Source organism: Labrenzia sp. THAF191a (assembly GCF_009363335.1).
GTDB lineage: Bacteria > Pseudomonadota > Alphaproteobacteria > Rhizobiales > Stappiaceae > Roseibium > Roseibium algicola.
The window spans coordinates 5,906,159-5,930,636 of record NZ_CP045333.1 but is presented as its reverse complement, the minus strand read 5'-3'; the positions used below and the strand labels follow the sequence as shown (position 1 = coordinate 5,930,636).

Genomic DNA, 24,478 nt, shown 5'->3' with positions numbered 1-24,478 from the left:
GGAATGGCTGTAACCCTCATTGCTGCGGGGCGCTGCCACGCAGAGTGCGAGTAGCCACCCGGAGAGAAAATGCGGTCCAGCTTCAATTGGCGACTGATCTTCAAGACGATCGGCATGGCCTTCGTGTTGCCCGGTCGTCAGCTCAAGGTGGACTTCCAGTCTGACGCGGACACGCAAACCGGACAGCAGGAAAGCAATCCTGTTCGCGCCTTCATGCTCGCGTTCGGACACCCGGTGGTCGACGAGCTCCTGGCCCGCAAGGTACGAGCAGCGCAGATCGCAAGCATCGCGCGCCTGACACCCTTTATCGTGCTGGCAAACGTCGTCAACGTAATCGTCATTACGCTCGCGTTTCAGAACTTCATGCCGTTCAGCTTCATTGCCGTCTGGATTGCGGCCATTGGAGCTTTTCTTGCCTACACCCTGTACAAGTGGCTGAAAGCGAACAGGTCGCCAATTCATCTTGCCTCGCGGCGATCTCTGAACAAGGCGGTCTTGCACGCGACGATTTTCAGTGGTCTTTGGGCGGTCGTTCCAATTGCCGCATTCGGTTATGGCGATCCGGACGGCATCTGGATTGCCTCCTGCGTCACCACCGGCATGCTGTGCGGTGGCGGTTTTACTCTGGCAACCGTGCCGCAGGCAGCCTTTCGCTGGGTCGCGATCCTTTTCCTTGCATCGCTCGTGTCCTTCGCAATCGGACGCAGCGCGGAGCTGTGGCCGCTGGTCTTCCTGTTGAGCAGCTACACGCTGGTGGTGGTCGGCAGCGTTGCTTCGGCAGGCTGGCTGTTTGCCTCCCATTTCCTTGCCGAAGCCGAGCTGGAACAGCGTGGTGAACTGATCGCCCTGCTGCTGAACGAGTTCGAGGAAAAGTCCAGCGACTGGCTCTGGAAATCGGATAGCCACGGTAATCTGCATTCCATTTCCGACCGGTTCTTACATGCCAGTGGCCGGGACCGGGCGGAACTGGAAACCATGCGTATGGTCGATCTGGCCTATTCGCTTGACGAGAACGATGCGCGGTCTGCCGTAACCAGGTTGGAAAACGCCATGAAGCGTCAGCAGGCCTTCCGCGAAATCGTCATCGGGGTGGACGTGAACGGCGAGGAACGCTGGTGGTCCCTGGCAGCACGTCCGGTCTACGACGACCATGGTTCCTTTACCGGTTACCGCGGTGTTGCGTCCGACATCACCGAAGCCCGCAGGGCAAGCGTCCTTGTTTCTCACCTGGCCGAGCACGATTCCCTGACGGGGATCGGCAATCGGAGCTGGTTCCTGAAACAGGCCGAGGCGCAACTGGAAGAGCAAAACCAGAATGGTCAGAACACGCTGACGCTCTTCCTCATTGACCTCGATAATTTCAAGGTCGTGAACGACACCAGCGGCCACCCGGCAGGGGATGAACTTCTGAGGCAGGTCGCAAGCCGGTTTACCGCCCTTGGCGAAGGCAGAACGATGCTTGCGCGTTTCGGTGGCGACGAATTCGCGGCGCTCGGCCGTTTCGTCAGCGATCAGGCGGCTCTTGCATTTGCCGAGGAACTGGTTGCCGTGACACGCAAGCCTTTCCGGATTGGCCGTCGCGACTTCGCCATTGGCGCCACCGTCGGGTTCACCCGTCTGTGCGACAGCAAGGACACTGTCGACGATCTGATGCGCAAGGCTGACATTGCGCTTTACAAGGCAAAGGAAGGCGGCCGGGGACGGTCGCTCGCCTTCGAGCAGGACATGGAGCGTGAGGTCCGCGAGCGCCGCGAACTGGAATCGGATCTGCGCGAAGCATTCGAATACGGCAAGCTCAATGTCGATTTTCAGCCGATCGTGGATGCCCGGTCCGGCAAGGTGGTGTCCAGTGAGGTCCTGCTCCGCTGGCTGCATCCCGAGCGCGGTGAGGTGCCGCCGGACGTGTTCATTCCGATTGCCGAACACGCCGGTCTGATACTGCCGCTCGGCAGTTGGGTTCTGAGGAAAGCCTGTGCAGCGGCAGCCCAATGTCCCGAACTGGAGAGCGTTGCGGTCAACCTGTCGCCGATCCAGTTCATGGATCCGAATCTGGTGGAACAGATCCTGACCGTGCTGCAGGAAACGGGGTTCCCGCCGGAACGCCTTGTCCTGGAAATCACCGAATCCGTGTTCCTGCGCGACTTCGGCACAGCATCGATCAAGCTTCAGAAACTGCGAGACCTTGGTATCCGCATCGCGCTGGACGACTTTGGCACGGGCTATTCGTCTCTTTCGTATCTGCGGCACTACAAGTTCGACAAGATCAAGATCGACAAATCCTTCGTCGATGAAATCGGCGAACGCAGCGACGGTCTGGCGATCATCTCCGCAGTCATTGCGCTTGCGCATAACCTTGGTCTGGAAGTCACGGCAGAAGGCGTGGAACGGCAGTTTCAGGTGGATGCTTTGCGCACGCTCGGCTGCGACACCATGCAAGGCTATTACTTCGGCAAGCCGGATCCCAATCCGATGCGGGTCGCCCAGATCCGCAGGGAAGACTGGCAGGATCGTTCGCCAAGCACCGCGCCTAAGAACCCTGGAGCGCTACGCTCAGTTTCCTGATGCATTGATGCTGACAACGTCCGGACCTCGGCTCCAAGCCGGCTTATTCGGCCGCCTGGCCTGCCTGGCAGCGGGCCAGATGGGCACGCAGGGCAGCCGGTTTCAGGGGCTTGTTGAAGAAGGCGATGTCCTTTTCCTCGGCTTCCGTGCGCACAGGCCGGCTCCGGTCCGCGGTGATCAGGATCGCAGGGATCTGGCGACCGAATTTCCATCTCAGTTTCAAGATCGCCTCGATGCCGGTGCCATTGTCGAGGTGATAGTCCGCCAGTATGACGTCCGGCGTCAGGCCGGCTTTGCTGAGCTCGTTCGCTGCTTCCACGTCATCGGCAGCTGCAATCACCTTGCAGTTCCAGTTCGTCAGCAGGTGGCGCATGCCGCTCAGGATGTCCGGCTCGTTGTCGATGGCCACAACGCAAAGACCATCCAGCTGGCCAGCCATGGTTGGGGCCTGCGGAATGGGAAGGAGATCGGGCATGTCTGCGGAACGAGGCAATTCGACCGAGAAGCACGAGCCCTTGTTGGCTTCCGAGCGGAGTTGCACCGGGTGGTTCAGAACGTGGCTGATGCGCTCGACGATGGACAACCCGAGCCCCAATCCCTTGGCAACGCGCATGCCGTCATCCAGCCGGTGAAACTCCTGGAAAATCGCCTTCTGCTTGCCTTTCGGGATGCCCATGCCGGTGTCGTGAATTTCCACGACCACCCGATTGCCGCGTCGGCGGCATCCCACAAGGACGCGGCCCGACTGAGTGTATTTCAAGGCGTTTGAAACGAGGTTCTGCAGCAGGCGCCGCATAAGGCGTCTATCTGTCCGCACCGAAAGGGACGTCGGCACGATCCGCAGTTCCAACCCCTTTTCCTTGGCGACAGGCTGGAAATCGAGATCGATTCCGCGCAGCAGTTCGTCCAGCCGGAAGACAGTCGGTTCCGGTTTCAGGGCACCGGTGTCGAGCCTGGAAATATCGAGGACGGCGCCGAGAATGTCCTCGACCGATTCCAGTGCCATTTCCACATTGCGGACCAGCGAGCCGTCGTCGCCGTCCTTTAGCTTGTCGACCAGAACCGAGGCGTAAAGACGGGCGGCATTCAGAGGCTGCAGAATGTCATGACCGGCCGCTGCCAGGAAACGGGTCTTGCCGATGTTGGCTTCTTCCGCGGCGTGCGTGGCCTCCACCAGCCGTTCGTTGACGTGGGTGAGCTCTTCCGTGCGTTCCCTGACCCGGCGTTCCAGTGTTTCGTTGGCGCGGGCGAGAGCTTCTTCCGCCAGAACCCGCTCGGTGATGTCTGTATAGGTGGTCACGATGCCGCCGTCGGGCATCGGACTGATGCGGACTTCGAACACCGTTCCGCTTGATTCCAGTTTTTCCTGAAAGGTCTCCTGGATCAGCACCAGCTTCTCGATCCGGTCGGCGACGATCGCCTCCACAGGTCCGGGGCCATGCTCGCCCCGTTCCGCGTTGAAACGCAGGATCGCATCCAGTGTCGTGCCGACCTGACCATATTCGGCAGGCAGGCCCAGGAGATCGCGGAACTGCCTGTTCCAACAGATCAGACGCAGATCCCGGTCGAACACTCCGATGCCCTGACGCACCTGATCAAGTGCCGTCTGCAGCAGGTCGCGGTTGTACTGAATGGCGATGGAGGCGTCGTCGAGCAGCTTCACTGCGCCCTTGGTCGACGGGTCGTGCCTCTTGAGCATCAAGGTCAGCACAAGGCGCGACGAGGCCGCGCCAATGGCACTTGCCAGAAGCTGCTCGGAAAAGCGCAGCAGGTTGGCGTCGGCCAGTGTTTTCGGATCGAGTTCGATACCTCGTTCGCTCGCAAAACGGCGGAACGAACGGGCCGTACGTTCTTCGCCGAGATAGCGCGCGACGGTTGCCTGCAAGTCTCCGGCGGTAACGGACGTACGCCAGTAACGCAGGCTGGGGGAAGGCGCGAACTCGGCCGGTACGAAGACGTTTGCCTGAAGGGTTTCCGCGGGCAGAGGCTTTCTCAGGAAGGAGCCGCCTACAAACAGGACGATGTTGACGAATAGGCTCCACAGGGTGCCATGGATGAACGGATCCATGGTGATCCCGAGCAGGGCTTGCGGGTTCAGTTCGCTAATGCCGAACGGGCCGGTTTCCAAGAAACCGTCGGAAATCAGGCCGGATTTGGCGAAGGTCGGTAGCAGCAGTGTATAGGCCCAGAAGACAAACCCGCCGCTCAGCCCGGCGATGGCGCCCAAAGACGTGGCCCGACGCCAGAAGAGGGCGCCGACGAAAGCGGGAGCGAATTGCGCGATTGCGGCGAAGGACAGAAGCCCGATGGAGACGAGCGCCGCGGTATTGCCGGCCGCCTTGTAGTAGGCATAGGCCAGCAGCAGGATGCCGAAGATGGCGAGGCGGCGGATCGTAAGCAGCCGGTCGCTCATGTCCTGGCCGCCGATGTTGACGATGTCGTCCTCGCTGTGCCGGCGCAGCAGGAGCGGCACAACGATGTCGTTGGAAATCATGATGGCCAGCGCAACCGTCGCCACGATGACCATGGCCGTTGCCGCCGAAAGGCCTCCGATGAAGGCGAAGAGGGCAAGCCACGGGTGTCCGGCGTCTATGGGCAGGGCCAGAACGAAGGTATCCGGATTGACGTCCTGGCCGAAGCGCAGCAGGCCGGCAGCCGCAATCGGGATCACGAACAGGTTGATCAGCACCAGATAGAGCGGAAACATCCAGGTCGCGCGGCGCAGCTCGGCGTCTGAATTGTTCTCCGTCACCGTGACGTGGAACTGGCGCGGCAACAACAGCACCGCAAAGGCCGACAGGCACGACATGACGAGCCAGTTGCCGATGTTCAGCGGTTTTTCGAAAATCTGCGCGACTTCAGGCGCTTCCGAGATGGAACGGATCAGGTCGACCGGGCCGTCGAAAAGCGAGTAGGTGACCCAGAAGCCGACCGCGAGAAAGGCAATAAGCTTGACCACCGCCTCGGCTGCAATCGCCAGCATCAGCCCTTCCTGGTGCTCCGTCGCATCAATGTGTCTTGTCCCGAACGCCCAGCTGAAGATGGCCATGCCGAGGGCAATCAGCAGGGTGACGTCATCGAACACCGGCGTGAAGATGTCACCAGGGGAAATCAGCGGGCCGATCATGGTGGTGATCGACAGCGACACCGCTTTCAGCTGCAGGGCGATGTAGGGAATGACGCCAATGACCGCAATCAACGTGGCAAGTGCTGCGACCGACTGGCTCTTGCCGTATCGTGCGCCGATGAAATCGGCGATCGACGTGATGCTTTCTGTCTTGGAGATCTGGATAATCCGCTGCAGCAGCGGATAACCGAGCGCGAAAACAATCAAGGGGCCGATATAGATGGTCAGGAATTCGATGCCCGTCCGGCTGGCGTTGCCGACTGAGCCGTAGAAGGTCCAGGAAGTACAATAGACCGAGAGCGACAGGGCGTAGATGAAGGGGCGGCCGCCCGTACGCGACGAATACCGGCGCGGCATCCGGTCGCCGAAGCTGGCGATGGCGAACAAGCACAGGATGTAGGCCGTTGCGGCCAGTATCACGAGCCATCCATGCAGCATGATCTGGTAACCGTCCTCCCGAGCGGCATGGGTTCCGTCGGCCTCTTGTCGGGCCGGCTCGGACCTGTTTCCCGGCAACCCCTTACGCTGCCTTGTCCGATCCGACCACAGCCAAATCGATCTGTCTATTCGCCTTGCGACTGATCTGCTTTCAAGGCTTTCCCAAGGTATGTGAATTGATCACCTTCGGTGAAGTCTTCTTCACATCCTTTCATGGAACATTGGCAAGCAAACCCGATAAGGTGGCGCCAATTGACAATGAAGGACCTGCCACGTGACCAGCCTGATCGAGCGATTGAGCCCGGAAGCCAGAACCGCACCTGAAAGCGGTATCGTCGAAGTTTTCAATGCCGGTCGTGACCGGAAAGATCTGATCCCGCTCTGGGCAGGCGAAGGTGATCTGCCGACGCCAGAGTTCATCCGCACAGCCGCAAAAGCGTCACTCGACCGGGGCGAGACGTTCTACACCTACCAGCGGGGTATCCCGCAGCTGCGCGAGGCACTGGCGGCCTATCATCAGGATCTTTACGGCAAGCCTTTTTCGCCGGAACGATTCTATGTGACCGGATCGGGCATGCAGTCCATTCAGCTCGCCGTGCAGGCGGTTGCAGGAGCCGGGCGCGAAGTGATCGTGCCGACGCCGTCCTGGCCGAACATATCGGCTGCCATCGAAATTCACGGCGCGCGTTCGGTCAGTGTGCCGATGCGGGAGGAGGACGACGGCTGGCGACTGGCAATTGAGGACGTCGAAGCAGCGATCACGCCGAAGACGACCGCGCTCTTCCTGAACTCGCCCTGCAATCCGACCGGATGGGTTGCAAGCGAAGACCTCTTGAAGGCTTTTCTGGAGCTTGCGCGAAAGCATGACCTTTGGATTATCGCGGACGAAATCTATGCGCTGTTCTATTACGGGGAAGGGGAGCGCTCGCCCTCCTTCTACGATATCGCCGAGGAAGACGACCGCATCATCTTCGTGAATTCCATGTCCAAGAACTGGGCAATGACCGGGTGGCGGGTCGGCTGGATCTCGGCACCGCCGGAACTCGGCCAGGTGTTTGAAAACCTGATCCAGTATTCCACGTCGGGTGTTCCGTCCTTTTCGCAATGGGGCGCCGTTGCCGCCCTGACCGAAGGACGCACGTTCCTGCAGGAGCAGGTCGCACGTGCTCGCAAGGGGCGCGACTGTGTTCTCAAGGGATTGCAGGGTCTTAACCGCGTGAAGGTGCTGCCGCCCGACGGCGCGTTCTATCTCTTCTTTTCCATTGAGGGCGTCACGGACACACGCAACTTTGCGCTGGACCTTGTTCGCCAGACAGGTGTGGGTCTTGCACCGGGCACTGCGTTCGGCAAGGGCGGTGAACATCACCTAAGGTTATGCTATGCCCGGCGCGAGGATCACCTGGAAGAAGCAGTGCGTCGAATTAGCACTTGGATACCAGAGATTTAGAGCCCTGACGGGTTGCTGGCCTACGGGAAAACCCTTAAACCTAGACGGGACGAGAATTCCATTTGGGTGCGGGGACGGTGGGCGACGACGTTTTAGATCACGATGATGACAATGCAGCCGTAACGGAAGCGCGTCTTGCCAGTGTTTTCGATACCGCGGCCGACGGCATTGTCGTGATCAATGACCGTGCGCAGGTGCTGGCCTTCAACAAGGCCTGCGAACGTCTTTTCGGCTATGAAGCCGCGGACCTTCTGGGGCGCAATGTCAACAGGATCATGCCTGCGGAATATGCCAACGCGCATGATCACTACGTGAACAACTATCTCACCACCGGTCATAAGAAGATCATCGGTATCGGCCGCGAGGTCCAGGCCCGCCACAAGGACGGCACGGTCTTTCCCATCGAGCTGTCTGTCGGTGAGGCATGGACACCGGCCGGACGACAATTCATCGGCATCCTGCGCGACCTGCGCTCGCGCAGACAGATGGAAGACCGGTTGGCCAAGACCCAGGCACAGCTTCTTCACATGACGCGGATCAGCGCACTGGACGAAATGGGCGCGGCGATTGCGCATGAGCTCAACCAGCCGCTGACCGCAGTACTGCTCTACCTGCAATCCGTATCGCGCAAGACCCGTGCCGACAAATCCCTGGATCCCTTCATCATCGAGGTTATCGACAAGGCGGTACGCGAAGCCGAGCGGGCGGGAGAAATCATCCAGCGCATGCGTCAACTGGTGGAAAAGAAAACACCCAATCGCCAGACGATCGAAGTGCGGGACTTTGTCACCAGCTGCCTGGAAATGGCGGAACTCGGCAGCGGCAATGGCAGATCGATCATGAAGGCCGAGATCGCAAGAGGACTGCCGCCACTGATGGCCGACCCGGTGCAGATTCGGCAGATTCTCATCAACCTGCTGCGCAATGCGCGCGAAGCGGTCTGCGAACAGGCCGACCGCAAGGTGGTGCTGGCCGTATGCCGGAATGGAGATCGACTGGAATTTCGGGTTACGGACAACGGCCCGGGCGTTCCCGAAGAGCTGGTTGACAACCTGTTCCGGGCCTTTACGGGTGCCAAGCACAAGGGTGTTGGCCTGGGCTTGGCGATATCCCGTTCGATTGCTCAAAACCACGGTGGTGATTTGCGTTTGGAGAAGGGGGCAAACGGACGAGGCGCCTCCTTCGTGTTGTCCTTGCCAATAGACCCGCCCGAAGAAGATTTTGCAGAAAGAGCCGACACCAACGGTTCGAAAGAAATGAGCTGAGGAAGTGATGGACATGAAAGCTGACGCGGAGGCCATATACATCGTTGATGATGATCCGGCGGTGCGCGACGCGCTGTCGGTGCTTTTCAATATGGAAGGCTATGTGGTCGAAACCTTCTCGGATGGCGACACTTTCGTGCAGTCTGCAAGCAAGGCTGTTCCTGCCTGTGTCATGCTGGATGTCCATATGCCTGGGCGCTCCGGCATCGAGATTCTCAAGGCATTGAATGCCGAACACTATCCGGCGCCGATCTTCATCATTTCCGGCCAGGGCGACATTCCGATGGCTGTTGAAGCCATCCGCAACGGCGCCTTTGACTTCGTGGAGAAACCGTTTTCCGCTGAAACCGTGCTGGAGCGGGTGAAGGAAAGCATCGCCATCACCAAGCAGCGTCAGGACGAGGTCGTCACAGCCTCCTTCCAGGGAGCAGATCTGCTGACCCGCCGTGAGCTGGAAGTCCTGAAGGAAATCACCGACGGAGCTTCCAACAAGGAAGCCGGCCGCACTCTTGGAATCAGTCCGAGAACGGTGGAAGTGCACCGGGCGCGGATCATGGAAAAACTGGGTGCACGCAATGCGGCGGATCTCGTTCGCATTGTTCTGGGCCACTCCGCCTCGGGATAAACCGGGTTCAAGTGAACGGCTGGAATGCATTTCCGGATGACCGGCATGCCGAAACGTATTTCTGCGTACATCCGGCAAGCAAAATATCGCGTATGTATGATTGATCGTCTGCGTTGGGGGCAGGCTTTGAGGATCTACATTCGTGGTTGTTCACATTGTTGAAGATGATGAAGCAGTCGCCGATGCATTGGCGATTGCGCTCGAAGATCTCGATCATCATCCGATAACATACAAAGATGCTGAGAGTTTTTTCGCCGGCGGAATCCCCTCGTCGGACGATTGGGTGATCGTGGACATCGGCCTTCCCGACAGATGCGGTACGGATGTCGTTCGTGAACTCATGGGTCTGCCAACGCCTCCGAGCATCCTTGCCATTTCCGGCAAGTCTAGAGTGAACCTGTTGCAGCAAATTCGTGAGCTCCCGGGGCTCAAGATCCTGAGGAAACCGCTGTCGATAGACATGCTGACGGCGGCCATGGCTCAGAAGGCGATCGTCTGATCTCTCCTCCCCCTGAAGCAATTTCAGAAAATTGAGTGTTCCAGATTGAGGCGCTGCCAATTTTGGCGGCCGTTGGCTTCACGCGCGCGAAACGCGCATGCGGTTCTTGCCTGATTAGACCTTAGTCGGCTGCGTCGTTACGGCTCATATGTAGTTTATCTTACGCAGTCGACCGAATTACGTTGTGTGCACTCCGCGTTTTAGAGTGCATCCTGCAAGCTGCGGGGTGTCGGACGGGACACCTGCAAGCAGTGGTCGATTTTTCGAGCGGTGCGGAAATGGAAGCACCAAGGAATGGAGATCACCCGCTGACGTAGCAAATGAAGGCCGTGCCACAGGCACGAAGGAGGGACATATGGCTTATTTCGACGCGGGTACCCCCGGCCAGGGCGCAGCACCAAGAATGACAGGTGCTCCCATCTGCACACCCAGCAAGACATCGTTTTCGGAATTTGGCGGCAAGGCAGTCCAATACGACACCCATGCGGTGATCTATTACGAAGGCGATCCCGCAAAGCGGCTCTATGAGTTGGTGAAGGGCTCGGTGATGCTTTACAAGCTGCTGCCGGACGGACGCCGCCAGGTTGTCGAAGTCCTTCGTCCCGGTGACATTTTCGGTCTTGCCGGCAGTGACGAGAATGACTGCACCGCCGAAACGCTCACCAATGCCGAAATTCAGGAAATCGATCTGAAGCAGGTCGAACGTTCCGATGCGCTTCAGCGCACGCTCACCAGATGCCTGACCAACCAGATGCGCGTGCTGCACGAGCATGCGGTTCTGCTTGGCCGCAAGTCCGCCGTCGAACGGGTTGCAAGCTTTCTGATGCATCTCGTTCCGGACCGGGGTGGTGTCGGCTGCGTTGGGCCGATTGACGACAGCAACGACGGTTTCGACTTGAGACTGCACATGACCCGGCAGGAAATCGCCGACTATCTGGGTCTGACCATCGAGACTGTCAGCCGCGTTGTGTCCGATCTGAAACGCCGGGGCGTTATTCGCGTCGACCGCGCCGACCAGATCCATCTCAACAAGGTCTGCAGCCTCTGTCAGATGACAGGTATGCACTGATCCGTTGCTTGATAGTCGACCTGGAAAGGGCTGCGATTTTCGCGGCCCATTTTTGTTGTCGGTCTTCGGTGATCCGTAACTTGGCAAGTACGGAAAACCATCCGAGGTTTCGCCTCGGGGCAATTTCTTCAAACCGCGGCAGAATGCCGGGCCTTGCCACTTGCCTGGCTCGCCGCCAGGTAGGCGTCAAAGGCGGCCGCTGCGAGACGTACGTAAGGCCGTCCGGCCTCAGTCACTTCAACCCTTGCAGTTTCATTGCCCACTTCCAGATGGACCAGGCCGTCGGCGGCCAGATCCTGCAAGGCATCGAAGGCATCGTTCAAGTGGCTTGTCGGCAGGCCGAAAGCGCGGCAGGCCGGTACGAGATCGCAGGCATAGTTGGTCATCAGTTCTTCGATGATCCGCGCCCGCAAACGGTCGTCGGCAGAAAGCGCCAAACCTTTGGATACCGGCAATTCGCTCGCCATGATTGCCCGGCGCCAGTTGCCGACATCAGACATGTTCTGAACATAACCGGCAGACAGACGTCCGATGGAGGAGACGCCGAAGCCAACGAGTTGTTCGCCCTGGTCCGTCGTATAACCCTGGAAATTCCGCTTCAGGGAGCCGTCCGAAAGTGCGATGGCCATGCTGTCGTCCGGCCGGGCAAAATGATCAAGCCCGATGGCGACATAACCGGCCTTGAGCAGTTCCGCGCGGGCGAGGTCCGCAAGGGCCAGCCGTTCGGCGGCGTTCGGCAAGGTGCTTTCGTCAATCAGGCGCTGGTGCTTGCGCATCCAGGGCACATGGGCATAGCCGAAAAGGGCAATGCGCCCGGGCGCCAGCGACAGCGTTTTTTCCACCGTATCGAGTATCGTCTCCGGCGACTGGCCGGGCAATCCGTACATCAGGTCGAAATTGAGCGCGGTGACACCGGCTGCTGTCAGAAACTCTACGGCCTGTTTGACGACCCTGTAGGGCTGAAGACGGCCGATGGCCTTTTGAACGTCGGGATCAAAGTCCTGAACGCCAAGGCTGGCCCGGTTCACTCCGATGATGGCCAGCGTCTCGGCGAGCTGTTCCGTAACAAGCCTCGGATCGAGTTCGATGGCATGTTCCAGGTCCGGTGCAAGGTCGAAAGCGACACGCATCAGGCCGGTGAGGTCGATCAGGCTCTGCCGTGGCAGAAGGCTGGGCGTACCGCCACCCCAGTGAATGTGGCGGACAGGACCGGCATTCGGCATGTGCCCGGCAACCAGATTGATTTCCTGGCCGAGTGTCGCTGCATAGGCCTTGAGCGGCGCATCCTGACGGGTCGCCTTGGTATGGCAGCCGCAATAATGGCAGAGCTCACGGCAATAAGGGACATGCAGGTACAGCGAAAGCGAATCCTGCGGCGAAAGCGCCTTGAGCCAGTCCGCATAAACTCCGGCCGTTACGCCGTCATGAAAATGCGGTGCTGTCGGATAACTTGTATAACGCGGTACGTTGCGCATGGCGTAGGAGAGCGGATCTTTCATCATGTGTCGATCTATCCGTCCTTCGCCCGGTCGTGCCTTGATATCGCTCAAGTCCAGCCGTTTGAAAGGCACGCAATTCGATGGAGAGCTTTGGGGTGACCGATTTGCTTGTTGCAACTGAACCGACCCGGAAACCTGAGGGGCTGGAGTGCTATCGCCTGCACGGTTCGCCTGACAGCGCCAATTTCATTGTCAGGATGATACTGGAAGAACTGGGCCTGCCCTATGACTACGTGGCTGTTGACAGGTTGATCTCCGAACAGAATTCGGAAGCATATCGGCGGCTCAATCCCCAAGGTTTGATCCCGGTTCTGGAAGTGCCGGGTCAGGATGCCCCCATGTTCGAAACCGCCGCGATCGCCTTGCATCTGGCAGATGCGCACGGCTGTCTGGCTCCGACGCCCGCCTCTCCACAGCGCGGCCGCTTCCTGAAATGGCTGTTTTTTCTCTCAAACACCCTGCATTCCGATCTTCGGATCTCCTTCAAGCCGGAAAGATATGTTCGCGAACCGGAGACGGCCTTGAGCCTTCACGCTGGACTGACCCGCCGGATTGCCGGCAGTTTCGCACATCTGGAAACTGAACTTGCCAGTTGGAGCGGACCATTTCTTCTGGGGCAGGACCTTTCCATCCTCGACCACTATCTTGCTGCCTGTGCCAGGTGGGCGCAGATCTATCGTAATGAGGGCAAGTGGTCCCTGGCGGCGACGCCCCACCTGCGCGCCCTGTGCGAACGGCTGGAAATGCGCCCGGCAATACACAGGGCCTGTGAACTGGAAGGAATTGAGGGTAAACCTTTCACAGAGCCCCGTCCTGTTCAGTTGCCGGGGACAACCGCCTGATAAAATACAGGCCGTACATGTTGATCCATGCAATCAACCATGCGCTGGCCGATCAATCCATTTATAGCTCAAGGAGCCATTCCAAGCTCAACGGTTCCCGATGCCTGCCAATTCGTTTCAATCTACCGCCGGAAGACTTGCGGTCACACTTCTCATTGCCGCTGCCGGAGGAGCAACATTCAACCTGTTCGGGCTTCCCGCGGCCTGGCTGTCGGGCGCCATGGTCTTTGTTGCCATCGCGACGCTGGCGCAAGTGCCGACGCTCATGCCGGTCCCGCTGCGAGACGCGCTCTTCGTCATGATCGGCATCTCCATGGGGGCGGGTGTTCATCCCGATATCGTTGACCGGGTGGCGGAGTGGCCGGTGTCCATGGCCATGCTGATCGCTGTCATGGTGGCCGTCACGTTCGCGGGCTACGCGGTTCTGCACTACGGGGCAAAATGGTCGAGGGAAACGGCCTATTTCGGCGCCATTCCCGGTGCGCTTTCCTATGTCATAGCCCTTGCCACCGAACGAGGGGCAGACCTTCCCCGCATCGCTTCCAGCCAGTCCTTGCGCCTGTTCGTTCTGGTGGCGGTGCTGCCATTCGCCGTTGTGTCCTCCGCAGAACCGGCGGGCGGTGGCAGCGGCACGATTTATGTCTCCGGTCTCAAGGACTTCCTGATCGGGATACCGCTCTGCCTCGCGGCAAGCTGGCTTGCCATCAAGGTCAGAGTGCCGGGGGGCGGCCTGACGGGTGCGTTTTTCATGAGTGCGGGCCTCAATGCGTCCGGCCTCTTGGTCCTTGTGCTGCCGGGCTACATCGTGCTGCCGTGTTTTGTCATGATGGGCGCTCACATCGGTTGCCGCTTTGCGTCCATGACACTGCGCCAGTTTCTCAGCGTGCTCGGCGCATCGATGGCCGCCTTTGCGGCAGCGTTCCTGACCTCGCTCGCCGGGGCGTGGATCGTTGCCGAACTGGTGGATATTCCCTTTGGCCAGGCCCTGCTTGCCTATGCGCCGGGCGGACTTGAGGTGATGACGCTGCTCGCATTCATGCTGGATCTCGACCCGGCCTTTGTGGCTGCGCACCAGATCGCCCGCTTTACCGGAATGGTGCTGCTGCTGCCTTTCATCACCGGACTTGTTCTGGGGCGTCGAAGCAACTGATCCTGTTCAGCTATCCAGGGCTTCAAGCCAGTCTGTCTGCAGCGGCGACAAGGTGTTTCTGGAGCGCCTGTGCCGGAAACGCGCAGCACTGAGGATCTTCGCAGCAGCTCTGTAAGCTGGCAGCATGTCGCCTTCCGAAACATTGCCAATGCCGGGACATCTTCCGGCTTGAACCATTAGCCCGTCACCGACAGGCAAGACCTTAACCAGGGGGGCTGCTTCCAATCGCGCGCAGATTTCGTCCCGGTTGCCGGCAAGCTGCAATGTGTCTGCACGCAAGAAATTCAGCCATTGGACACGCTTCATCATAGCGGTCATGTCGTAGTCGCCATGCCTGTAGCACAACAGTTGCACTCCAAGACCGGGGATGCCGTCGTAATCAAGACCTGGGTGGTTGAGAATTAACTTTGCTACATGACATTCCATCGTTTTCTGGTGTCTGGAATCATAAACTTCCGAATATGTTTCCAGCCGGTACCCTGCATGCCCACCGACAAAAGAGCCGTCGCGGACACACTTAAGGCCGAGAACCCAGTCCTTGAAACGTGCCGGTTTGGCAATGGGATGGTCGAGTGGAAAGGTCGCCGTTACAATGCTGATTGGAGGCGAGAAGGCGATGTCTGTTTTTTCTAGCGCCATTCTACGAGACCGCCTCAGTTCGCGATCTTGTTCGGTAACTGCCCAGTTTTCCTTAGGATTAAATACGAGTGTTAAGCGCGCAGCGGAACACCCCTTGTCCTGGTTATGGCTCCGCATGCTGAAATAGTGCGTAGGGTGCTTTTCGAAGGAAATGTTCTCGAACATCCGCTGGATCTTTGTTTCGGTTCGAGCGGTGATTTTTGTGTAACGCGCGCCCCAGCTCAAATGGCTCAACAAGTCTCCAAGCGCTTCCCGGGACCGGTCGATAAAGTCTTTCAAACCTTCATAGGGCGCATATCGAAAATAGAAGGTGCAGTGCATGCATCCTGTCGCCAGCGTCTTGCCGTCTTGTTCACAAAGAAGCGCTGCATGAATATTGGATGGCGATAACTGCATGATTGGAAATTCCCTTGAACCGAAGACCTGAAAAACAGTCTGGAAAGTGCGGGAAGTTCTCAAAATTGCAACTGAAGGAAGTGATTTCCTCTATGTCAGGAGACACGTGCTGACATTGTCAGCGGGGGCAAAGGAACAGCCGGTTCCTGAGGGGAACAGGAGACCGGCTGTTGAGGCTCGCTGCAGGCTGTAGCCCTTATGTTACGAGCGGATGAAGTGGAGCGTGTTGAAACTCTGGCGCCATTTGGCCACGCGTCCAGCCATCGCTGCCGGATCGTTCGATCGCAGCGCTTCGGCTATCAGGGTGGCCAGTTCTGGCATGTCGACTGTCGTCATGCCCCAACGGACCAGTTCCGGTGTTCCGAACCTCAGGCCGTTCATGTCACCGGCGACGGGCGCTATCGGCAGTCCGATTCCGCATGCCAGAAACCCTGCCTGGCGAAGCTTCTTTGAAGCTGCCTGACCGCCGCCGAGGGCTGCCGCTTCCAGGGCAAACTGATGTGAAGCGGTTGTTCCCTTGGCGGTTGAGAACACCGGCATTCCCTCTGCTTCGAGAGCAGCGGCGAGCGCACCGGCGCTGGCGGCCATTTCGGCAGCGTAGGCCTTGCCGAAATCGCGCCAATCCAGAAGGGTGATGGCGAGCGCTGCAGACTTTGCAACGTCAAAATTGGCCGTCAGTCCCGGAAAGGCAATCTTGTCGAGCTTGCGGGCAAGATCCTGATCATTGCTGACGATCAGCCCGCCAGCGGGACCACCCAGGCTCTTGTAGGTGCTCATGGTCATGAGATGTGCGCCTTCCGACAGCGGGTCGGAAAAGACGCCACCGGCAATCATGCCGCACTGATGGGCTGCATCGAACAGGACAAAGGCGCCGACTTCATCGGCAATGGCCCGAATTTCTTTCACCGGGTGCGGGAACAGGTTGAGGCTCATGCCGATGGTAATCAGCTTCGGCCGGACCTTCAGGGCCAGGGCGCGCAGACCTTCCAGATCGATCGTGTAGCCGTCGGCATCGACCGGTGCTTCGTGGATATCCAGGCCATAAAGACCGGCACAGCCAGGAGCATGGTGAGTGACGTGGCCACCGACGGACGCGGGCGGTGCGATGATGGCGTCGCCCGGCCTTGTGGTCGCCATGAACGCATAAAGATTTGCCAGCGCGCCCGAGGCGACCCGGATTTCCGCATAAGCCGACTGGAAGATCTCGCAGGCAAGGTTAGCTGCAATCACCTCGATTTCCTCGATGGCTTCGAGGCCCATCTCATGTTTGTCACCCGGGTAGCCGAGCGAGGGGCGGGACCCCATGCCGCTTGCCAGCAAGGCTTCGGCGCGCGGGTTCATCACGTTGGTCGCGGGGTTGAGGTTGAAACAGTCTTTCTCGTGGATGGTCCTGTTGGCCTCGGCCAGCGCTTCGATGCGCGCGGCAATTGCTTCGGATCCGAGAGGCGAAGTTACCTGGGTGATCTCGTCGATACGGGTGGCAGCCACAGCGGGGAGCCAAGGGCATTTGTCTTGCGCGGTCATGTCGGAACTCCGGTTCTATTTGGACAAAGTGTCCATCTCCGCTTGTGTTCGCGCAAATCAGATTTTAGAAATTCAAGGGCTAGAAAAAATAGGCCTTAAAGATGTCGGTAGCTCCTCCTGTTCCCAGACTGCCTTCGCTGAACGCACTGAGAGCGTTCGAAGCGTCCGCGCGCCTCGGCGGGTTTGCACAGGCCGCGGCGGAACTGCAGGTTACACCCGGAGCCGTGGCGGCGCAGATCAAGGCGCTGGAACAGGAGGTCGGTGCGGCCCTGTTCGTGCGGCATGCCAAGGGGGTCCGCCTGACGGCCACAGGTCAGAGGGCACTGCCGGGTTTTGTCGCCGCATTCGACCAGCTAGGATCTGCGGTGCGCGACCTGAGGCGTGATGCTGCACCCGGCAGGATACACATCGCGGCCCTGCCGGCGCTGGCGCAGCTTTGGCTGGCCCCCAGACTGCCGCAGCTACGCGAGAAGTTGCCGGAGATCGACATTTCGGTCACAGCCCTTGAAACACCGCCGAACCTGAAACGGGTGCCATTCGATCTCTGCCTGTTCTACTGCGACAGCCTTCCAGACAACGGGATCGCGTTTTCGGGAGACGAATTGCTGCCGGTCTGCACACCGGCGCTTGCAAAGGCACTCAAGCAGCCTGGTGATCTGAAAGAGGCGGTTTGTCTGACGGACACGGCCTGGGCAGACGATTGGCGGATATGGGCGGATGAAGCTATGCCGGGCGAGGGGTTTGCACCACGCGGACCTGTCTTCTCGCTTTATGCTCTTGCGGTCGAAGAAGCACTGAACGGCGCAGGCGTTCTGATGGCGCACCGCTCACTTGTCGCAGATCAGCTTGCCGCCGGCACCCTGGTGGCGCCTCTTGCGGCAGTCGTCCCGCTAAAGCGTCAGATCTGCCTGTGGACCCTCCCGGCAAGCCGGGGCAAAGGTGCGGCCGGTCAGGTGCTGCAGGCCTTGCGTCAGATGGGCTAGGTGTCTGGAAGGTTGTTCTCGTTTCAAGTGCGCCGGGTCTTCGCCTTGTTGCCGCGCCACAGGATGAACAGTCCCGATCCGACGATGACGGTGCAGCCGACCAGCATCTGCGCGTCGATCCGCTCGTTGAACCAGACGGCGCCGAGCAGCACGCCGAACAGCAGCCGCGAATAGCGGAACGGTGTGACTGTGGCGATTTCGCCGGTGCGCATGGCCTTCATCAGGGCGCTATAGGCAAAGACACCACAGAAGACTGCGGTTCCAAGGGCGAGAAGGGAGGTTGTGTCGGGCACCACGAAGGCGGACCTGTCCCAAAGACCATAGACAAGACCGGCGATAATGATCGTCAGGAAACCGTAGAACCCGAGGATATTGGTGCTGAGGGTTGCCGGAGCAGCGCGGCTGGCAAGGTCGCGGCCGGAGAAGCCGAGCATGCCGATGACGGCCAGGATCGAAAGCAAAGAAAAGCTGTCGCTGGTCGGTCGGAGCACGATCAGGACGCCCACAAGGCCAATAAAGATTGCTGTCCACCTGCGCCACCCGACCTTTTCGCCAAAAAACAGGGAAGCGCCCAGCACCACGAATATCGGTGTTGCCTGAAGAATGGCGGTGGTCGAGGAGAGCGGCGTCAGGGCCAATGCCAGAACATAGAACAGCCGGCCGACCAGTTCGAAGGCGAAGCGAACTCGCATGACAGGCGAGAAAACATCCCGGTTGAGAACTTTCTCGCCTGTGATTGTGGCAAGGCCGAAAAAGGCAATCGTTCCACCGACGCCGAACAGCACCAGGATTTCCGCCACGGGCAACTGTGCGGCAGCCTGCTTCACGAAGGCATCTTCCAATGCGAAGGCGGCCATCGCAGCCACCATCCAGAGGCTGCCGATGATATTGGGATGGAGGCTTGCGCCATTTTGAGATGCAGCGTTCAAGGGAGGGGTCCCGTGTCGAGGTGGAAGGTCGTCAGCGGCAGATCAGGGGCCATCGGACGGGCCAGAAGGCAACGCCTTTCAGCGGAGGGAAGAACGGCGTAACACGTTTCCCGATCCTTGGCTTCGGAAAACCGCAAGACCGGCGGATGAGCAAGGGTGCCAGGACATTGTCGCAAACCGGCCTACGTCCTTCAGGCAGGCGTCACATCCCTTTCACGGCGTGCCTTCATCTTGCCCGCGACAATTTACGCAATGCAATCTGACCTTTGGAGGCTGTTCCGACATCGCCAATTGCTGGCATGTTGATATGAATCAACGCGGCATTTTCAGACTCGTGTGCATGGTCGTGCCATCGTTGGCACCTTGTAACGATTTCAAGACTGGGGCGCTAAAATGGCACAAAACAAGGCCAAAATGATCTCGCTCGAGGAAGGCGGCTTCGCCATCTTCCTTGTGCTGCTTGCGTTTGCCTGCATCATCGTGGCAGGCAAGACATTCGATCAGGTCATGGCATTCCACGCTGGCATAGGCGCATTGTTCGCCGCCGTCAGCGTGTTTCTGATTTTCAAGAACTACTTCGATGACGGCGGGGAAGTGATCCCGGCCGAAATCGACGGCAAACCAAACTACAACATCGGACCGATCAAATTCGGTGCGGTTGCGGCAATGTTCTGGGGCATTGCTGGTTTCACGGTCGGTTTGATCATCGCTCTTCAACTGGCCTGGCCAGCGTTGAACTTTGATTTGCCGTGGACCAATTTCGGGCGCCTGCGCCCGCTGCACACCTCCGCGGTGATTTTCGCCTTCGGCGGCAACGTGCTGCTGGCAACGTCCATGTATGTGGTCCAGCGCACCTGTCGTGTGCGCATGCCCGGCCAGATCCTGCCCTGGTTCGTTATCCTGGGTTACAACGCCTTCATCGTGATCGCGGGAACGGGTTATCTTCTCGGCGCGACGCAGAGCAAGGAATATGCCGAGCCGGAATGGTATGCCGACTTGTGGCTGACCATCGTCTGGGTGGCCTACCTGCTGCTGTTCCTGGGCACGCTCTGGAAGCGCAAGGAACCGCATATCTACGTGGCCAACTGGTTTTATCTGGCGTTCATCGTCACGATTGCCATGCTGCACATCACCAACAACCTGACCATTCCGGTCTCGATCTACTCGACCAAATCCTACATCGTCTGGTCGGGCGTTCAGGACGCCATGGTGCAGTGGTGGTACGGCCACAACGCGGTGGGCTTCTTCCTGACCGCCGGCTTCCTTGCCATCATGTACTACTTCATCCCGAAGCGTGCGGAGCGGCCGGTCTATTCCTACCGTCTTTCCATCGTGCACTTCTGGGCGCTGATCTTCATCTACATCTGGGCAGGTCCGCACCACCTTCACTACACGGCGCTGCCGCAGTGGGCGTCTACGCTGGGTGCAACCTTCTCCATCATCCTGTGGATGCCGTCCTGGGGTGGCATGATCAACGGCCTGATGACGCTTTCGGGTGCATGGGACAAGCTGCGGACCGACCCGGTTCTGCGCATGATGGTGGTTTCGGTCGCCTTCTACGGCATGTCCACCTTTGAAGGTCCACTGATGTCGCTGCGCTCGGTCAACTCCCTGTCGCATTACACCGACTGGACCATCGGTCACGTGCACTCCGGTGCCCTGGGCTGGGTTGGCTACATCTCGTTCGGCGCGATCTACTGCCTGATCCCGTGGCTATGGAACAAGCGTCAGCTGTATTCGCTGAAGCTCGTGAACCTGCACTTCTGGCTGTCCACGATCGGTATCGTTCTCTACATCACCGCGATGTGGGTGTCCGGTATCATGCAGGGCCTGATGTGGCGCGCCTACGATCAGCTCGGCTTCCTGGAGTACTCCTTCGTGGAAACCGTCGAGGCGATGCATCCCTTCTACATCATCCGTGCTCTTGGCGGTGCGCTCTTCGTGCTCGGCGCCGTGATCATGGCCTACAATCTCTGGATGACCGTCCGTCACGGCGAGGCTGAAGAAGCCGATGCCACGCGGGCTGGCTCCCTGGCTCCGGCCGAATAAGGGAGGGACAGACTATGTCTGCATGGAAAAAACACGAAGTCTTTGAAAAGAACTCCTTCGTTCTCTTGATCGGCATTCTGGTCATGGTCGCCATCGGCGGCCTGGTCGAGATCGCTCCGCTCTTCTATCTGAAGAGCACGATCGAAAAGACCGAAGGCGTGCGGCCCTATACGCCGCTCGAACTGGCCGGACGCAATATCTACATCCGCGAAGGCTGCTATCTGTGCCACTCGCAGATGGTGCGTCCGATGCGCGATGAAATGGAACGCTACGGTCATTTCTCGCTGGCTGCGGAATCGATGTACGACCATCCGTTCCAGTGGGGTTCCAAGCGTACTGGTCCGGATCTGGCCCGCGTCGGAGGCAAATACTCCGACGACTGGCATGTGGAGCACCTGAAGGACCCGCGCGCGCTGGTTCCAGCGTCCATCATGCCTGGCTATCCGTTCCTGGCTGAAAACCGCCTCAACACCCGGGACATCGGGTCCCACCTGACGGTCAACACCGTGATCGGCGTGCCTTATACCGAAGAGCAGATCGCAAATGCTGCGTCTGACATCCTCGGTCAGGCGAGACCGGACACGGAAGCGGCCGATGGCTTCGAGGAACGCTGGCCGAATGCCACGATCCGCGATTTCGACGGCAACCCGAGGGAAGTTACCGAGATGGACGCGCTTGTCGCCTATCTCCAGGTTCTGGGTACCATGGTCGATTTCTCGATCTATGACGACAAGGCAAACGCGAGGTAAGGGCGATGAACGAGACATACTCAGCATTCGCAGGCTTCGCACAAACCTGGGGCCTACTCTACTTCATGATCCTGTTTGGCGTTGTTCTGGCCTACGCATTGTGGCCGAAGAACCGGAAAAAGTTCGACGACGCTGCTCAAATCCCGTTTCGGGAGGACTGATCCATGGCAGACACACATAACAAGGAAGTCGACCAGATCTCCGGGGTCGAAACCACCGGCCACGAATGGGACGGTCTGAAAGAACTGAACAATCCTCTGCCGAAATGGTGGCTGTATCTGTTCTACGCCTGCATTGTCTGGGCGGTGATCTACTGGGTTCTCTACCCGTCCTGGCCGCTGGTCTCCAGCTACACCACCGGTGTACTGGGTGCCAACCAGCGGACCGAGGCGATCGCAGCCTATGACAAGGGCATCTCCGACCGGTCGGTCTTTGCCGACAAGATCGTGGCAGCCTCGCTTGAGGACATCTCCACTGATCAGGAGTTGCTGCAATTTGCCCGGGCCAACGGCCAGGCAGCTTTCGGTGACAACTGTGCACCGTGTCACGGGTCCGGCGGCACGGGTGCGGAAGGTTATCCGAGCCTGCAGGACGACACCTGGATCTGGGGTGGCACGCTGGATGACATCCACACCACGCTGGAATTCGGTATCAGGTCCGGTCATGACGAAGCACGCATCGGCGAAATGCCCGCTTTCGGCCGCGATGAGCTGTTGAGCCGCGAGGAGATCAATCAGGTTGCCAACTTCGTCGCATCCCGCGCGGGACTTGAGACCGACGAAGGCGTCGATCTGGCAGCGGGGCAGACCATCTATGACGACAACTGTGCAGCCTGCCACGGTGAAGATCTGAAGGGCATTCAGGATGTCGGTGCGCCGAGCCTGCTGTCCGCCAGCTACCTCTATGGCAAGTCGCTGGACGCCATCAAGGCGCAGATCAGCAATCCGCGCAACGGCGTGATGCCGGCCTGGGTCGATCGTCTCGATCCGGCGACCATCAAGTCGCTGACGGTCTATGTCCACTCCTTCGGGGGCGGGCAGTAGATCCTGCGGATCTGGTGCGACAAATGCGCCAGATAGCCTGAACGATTTGATCCGGCGCAAAGTGTGACGCTTTGCGCCGGTTTATTTTGAGCACTCGCTGCTAATGGTGGGTGGCGAATGATTTTCCAAAGATCCTATTGGGGCAGGATCGCGTTGAAGAGGACGGACGGTATGTCTACGGACACCGAGACGCATGAGGGCGCGCAATCCGACGAATGGTTTGCATCAGCCAAAAAGATCTATCCCATGGCGACGCACGGCCTGTTCCGCAGGATCAAGTGGGCGCTGCTGTTCATCACGCTAGGCATCTATTATTTCCTGCCTTTCATCCGGTATGACCGTGGTCCGGATGCTCCAAGCCAGGCTGTTCTTGTCGATATGGAAGGCAGCAGGGCCTATTTCTTTTTCATCGAGATCTGGCCGCAGGAAGTTTACTACCTCACCGGTCTCCTGATTCTTGCAGCACTGACACTGTTCCTGATGAACGCGGTCGCAGGACGCGTCTGGTGCGGCTACCTGTGCCCTCAGACGGTCTGGACGGACCTGTTCCTCTGGGTCGAGCGCAAGGTGGAAGGCGACCGGCGCGAACGCATCGTACTGGACAAGGACCCCTGGACCTTCGACAAGGTTCGCAAGCGCGTGACCAAGCACTTTCTGTGGCTGATGATCGCGTGGTGGACGGGCGGTGCGTGGGTGCTTTACTTCAACGATGCACCGACCCTGGTATGGGAACTCCTGACCTTCCAGGCGCCGATGATTGCCTATGTCTGGATCGCCATCCTGACCACGACGACCTATCTCCTCGCAGGCTTCATGCGGGAGCAGGTGTGCATCTACATGTGCCCGTGGCCCCGCATCCAGGCGGCGATGACCGACGAGAAGGCCCTCAACGTCACCTATCGCTGGGACAGGGGCGAGCCGCGTGGTTCTCTGAAGCAAAACAAGAAACTTGCCGACCAGGGCATGCCCGCCGGCGATTGCGTGGACTGCTACCAGTGCTTCCAGGTCTGCCCGACCGGTGTCGACATCCGCAAGGGCATGCAGCTCGACTGTATCCAGTGCGGCCTGTGCATCGATGCCTGCGACAACGTCATGGAAAAGATCGGCAAGCCGAAGGGACTGATTGGCTACGATACGGACGAAAACATCCAGCGCCGCCTGGAGGGCAAGGAGTCGGTCTACGAGATCGTCCGCGTCCGAACGGTCATTTATGTCGGCATCATCGCCGTGGTCTGCGGTATCATGCTGTTCGCACTGCTCAATCGTGATTTCGCCGATATCAGCGTTCTGCATGACAGGAACCCGGTGTTCGTCGAGCAGTCGGACGGGTCCGTGCGCAACGGCTATACCGTGCGTCTGTCGAACAAACGCCGCCACGAGCGCCATTTCATGCTGCATGTGGAAGGCATGCCGGCCAACACGATGGTGGAAGCTGTCGGTACGGAGGACACTTTCGCCGGCCGTCCGATCATCTCCGTCGGTCCTGACACGACCCGGGAAGTCCGTATTCTCGTGACATCGCCGCCCTGGGCAAAGATGCCACATTCGACGCCGGTTACCTTCCGGATCACCGAAAGCGTCATGGGCGAAGTGGTCACAGCCAAAGATACGTTCAAGGCACCGGAAAAACCTTGAGGAGCAAA

At 59.1% G+C, this 24,478-nt stretch carries 19 protein-coding genes; 14 read left to right on the top strand and 5 right to left on the bottom strand.

Features of this window, described 5'->3' with window-relative positions; all coding sequences use genetic code 11:
* The first annotated feature begins 69 nt into the window (after window positions 1-69).
* Entirely contained in the window at window positions 70-2,562 is a 2,493-nt protein-coding gene (locus FIV05_RS27215; RefSeq protein ID WP_152511671.1) for an EAL domain-containing protein, read from the top strand.
* A gap of 43 nt (window positions 2,563-2,605) precedes the next feature.
* On the opposite strand, the gene FIV05_RS27210 is transcribed toward FIV05_RS27215, so the two are convergent.
* Window positions 2,606-6,127, bottom strand: a complete 3,522-nt coding sequence (locus FIV05_RS27210) for a PAS domain-containing hybrid sensor histidine kinase/response regulator (protein WP_152511670.1) — start codon at window positions 6,125-6,127, stop codon at window positions 2,606-2,608.
* Window positions 6,128-6,401: 274 nt separating this feature from the next.
* Between FIV05_RS27210 and FIV05_RS27205 the strand changes: the two genes are divergently transcribed.
* The 5 genes from FIV05_RS27205 (at window position 6,402) to FIV05_RS27185 (ending at window position 11,032) form a co-directional block, all read left to right on the top strand.
* Window positions 6,402-7,574, top strand: a complete 1,173-nt coding sequence (locus FIV05_RS27205) for a pyridoxal phosphate-dependent aminotransferase (RefSeq protein WP_152511669.1) — start codon at window positions 6,402-6,404, stop codon at window positions 7,572-7,574.
* 77 nt (window positions 7,575-7,651) lie between these two features.
* On the top strand, window positions 7,652-8,839 hold the full coding sequence (locus FIV05_RS27200) for a PAS domain S-box protein (protein ID WP_152511668.1): 1,188 nt from the start codon (window positions 7,652-7,654) through the stop codon (window positions 8,837-8,839).
* 7 nt (window positions 8,840-8,846) lie between these two features.
* The gene (locus tag FIV05_RS27195; RefSeq protein ID WP_023001753.1) at window positions 8,847-9,464 is read left to right on the top strand and encodes a response regulator; all 618 of its coding nucleotides are present in this window, start codon (window positions 8,847-8,849) and stop codon (window positions 9,462-9,464) included.
* Between the two features lie 142 nt (window positions 9,465-9,606).
* Complete coding sequence (locus FIV05_RS27190; protein ID WP_152511667.1) at window positions 9,607-9,963, top strand: response regulator; 357 nt, start codon at window positions 9,607-9,609, stop codon at window positions 9,961-9,963.
* A gap of 355 nt (window positions 9,964-10,318) precedes the next feature.
* Window positions 10,319-11,032, top strand: a complete 714-nt coding sequence (locus FIV05_RS27185; protein WP_209009805.1) for a helix-turn-helix domain-containing protein — start codon at window positions 10,319-10,321, stop codon at window positions 11,030-11,032.
* Between the two features lie 128 nt (window positions 11,033-11,160).
* Here FIV05_RS27185 and hemN read toward each other — a convergent pair whose 3' ends face one another.
* On the bottom strand, window positions 11,161-12,534 hold the full coding sequence (gene hemN, locus FIV05_RS27180; protein ID WP_152511666.1) for an oxygen-independent coproporphyrinogen III oxidase: 1,374 nt from the start codon (window positions 12,532-12,534) through the stop codon (window positions 11,161-11,163).
* Between the two features lie 92 nt (window positions 12,535-12,626).
* Here hemN and FIV05_RS27175 point away from each other — a divergent pair, with 92 nt between their 5' ends.
* Window positions 12,627-13,373, top strand: a complete 747-nt coding sequence (locus tag FIV05_RS27175) for a glutathione S-transferase family protein (RefSeq protein WP_209009804.1) — start codon at window positions 12,627-12,629, stop codon at window positions 13,371-13,373.
* A 100-nt stretch (window positions 13,374-13,473) separates the two neighbouring features.
* Window positions 13,474-14,523, top strand: a complete 1,050-nt coding sequence (locus tag FIV05_RS27170; RefSeq protein WP_152511664.1) for an AbrB family transcriptional regulator — start codon at window positions 13,474-13,476, stop codon at window positions 14,521-14,523.
* 6 nt (window positions 14,524-14,529) lie between these two features.
* Here the strand turns inward: FIV05_RS27170 and FIV05_RS27165 are convergent, their stop codons facing one another.
* Both FIV05_RS27165 and FIV05_RS27160 read right to left on the bottom strand, forming a co-directional pair.
* A complete protein-coding gene (locus FIV05_RS27165; protein ID WP_152511663.1) occupies window positions 14,530-15,558 on the bottom strand; it encodes a type VI immunity family protein in 1,029 nt (342 codons plus the stop codon).
* A 201-nt stretch (window positions 15,559-15,759) separates the two neighbouring features.
* Window positions 15,760-17,082, bottom strand: coding sequence for an aminotransferase class I/II-fold pyridoxal phosphate-dependent enzyme (locus FIV05_RS27160; protein WP_152511662.1), 1,323 nt, complete (start codon window positions 17,080-17,082; stop codon window positions 15,760-15,762).
* Window positions 17,083-17,183: 101 nt separating this feature from the next.
* Between FIV05_RS27160 and FIV05_RS27155 the strand changes: the two genes are divergently transcribed.
* Entirely contained in the window at window positions 17,184-18,065 is an 882-nt protein-coding gene (locus FIV05_RS27155; protein WP_152511661.1) for a LysR family transcriptional regulator, read from the top strand.
* Between the two features lie 23 nt (window positions 18,066-18,088).
* Here the strand turns inward: FIV05_RS27155 and FIV05_RS27150 are convergent, their stop codons facing one another.
* Entirely contained in the window at window positions 18,089-18,994 is a 906-nt protein-coding gene (locus tag FIV05_RS27150; protein ID WP_286202238.1) for a DMT family transporter, read from the bottom strand.
* Window positions 18,995-19,387: 393 nt separating this feature from the next.
* Between FIV05_RS27150 and ccoN the strand changes: the two genes are divergently transcribed.
* The 5 genes from ccoN (at window position 19,388) to ccoG (ending at window position 24,470) form a co-directional block, all read left to right on the top strand.
* Window positions 19,388-21,043, top strand: a complete 1,656-nt coding sequence (gene ccoN, locus FIV05_RS27145) for a cytochrome-c oxidase, cbb3-type subunit I (RefSeq protein WP_152511660.1) — start codon at window positions 19,388-19,390, stop codon at window positions 21,041-21,043.
* 14 nt (window positions 21,044-21,057) lie between these two features.
* Window positions 21,058-21,792, top strand: a complete 735-nt coding sequence (ccoO, locus tag FIV05_RS27140; RefSeq protein WP_152511659.1) for a cytochrome-c oxidase, cbb3-type subunit II — start codon at window positions 21,058-21,060, stop codon at window positions 21,790-21,792.
* A 5-nt stretch (window positions 21,793-21,797) separates the two neighbouring features.
* Entirely contained in the window at window positions 21,798-21,953 is a 156-nt protein-coding gene (locus FIV05_RS27135; RefSeq protein ID WP_006933670.1) for a cbb3-type cytochrome c oxidase subunit 3, read from the top strand.
* 3 nt (window positions 21,954-21,956) lie between these two features.
* A complete protein-coding gene (gene ccoP, locus FIV05_RS27130) occupies window positions 21,957-22,835 on the top strand; it encodes a cytochrome-c oxidase, cbb3-type subunit III (RefSeq protein WP_152511658.1) in 879 nt (292 codons plus the stop codon).
* 171 nt (window positions 22,836-23,006) lie between these two features.
* Window positions 23,007-24,470: a cytochrome c oxidase accessory protein CcoG gene (ccoG, locus tag FIV05_RS27125; protein ID WP_173013962.1), complete on the top strand. Its 1,464-nt coding sequence runs from the start codon at window positions 23,007-23,009 to the stop codon at window positions 24,468-24,470.
* The last annotated feature ends 8 nt before the right edge of the window (window positions 24,471-24,478 follow it).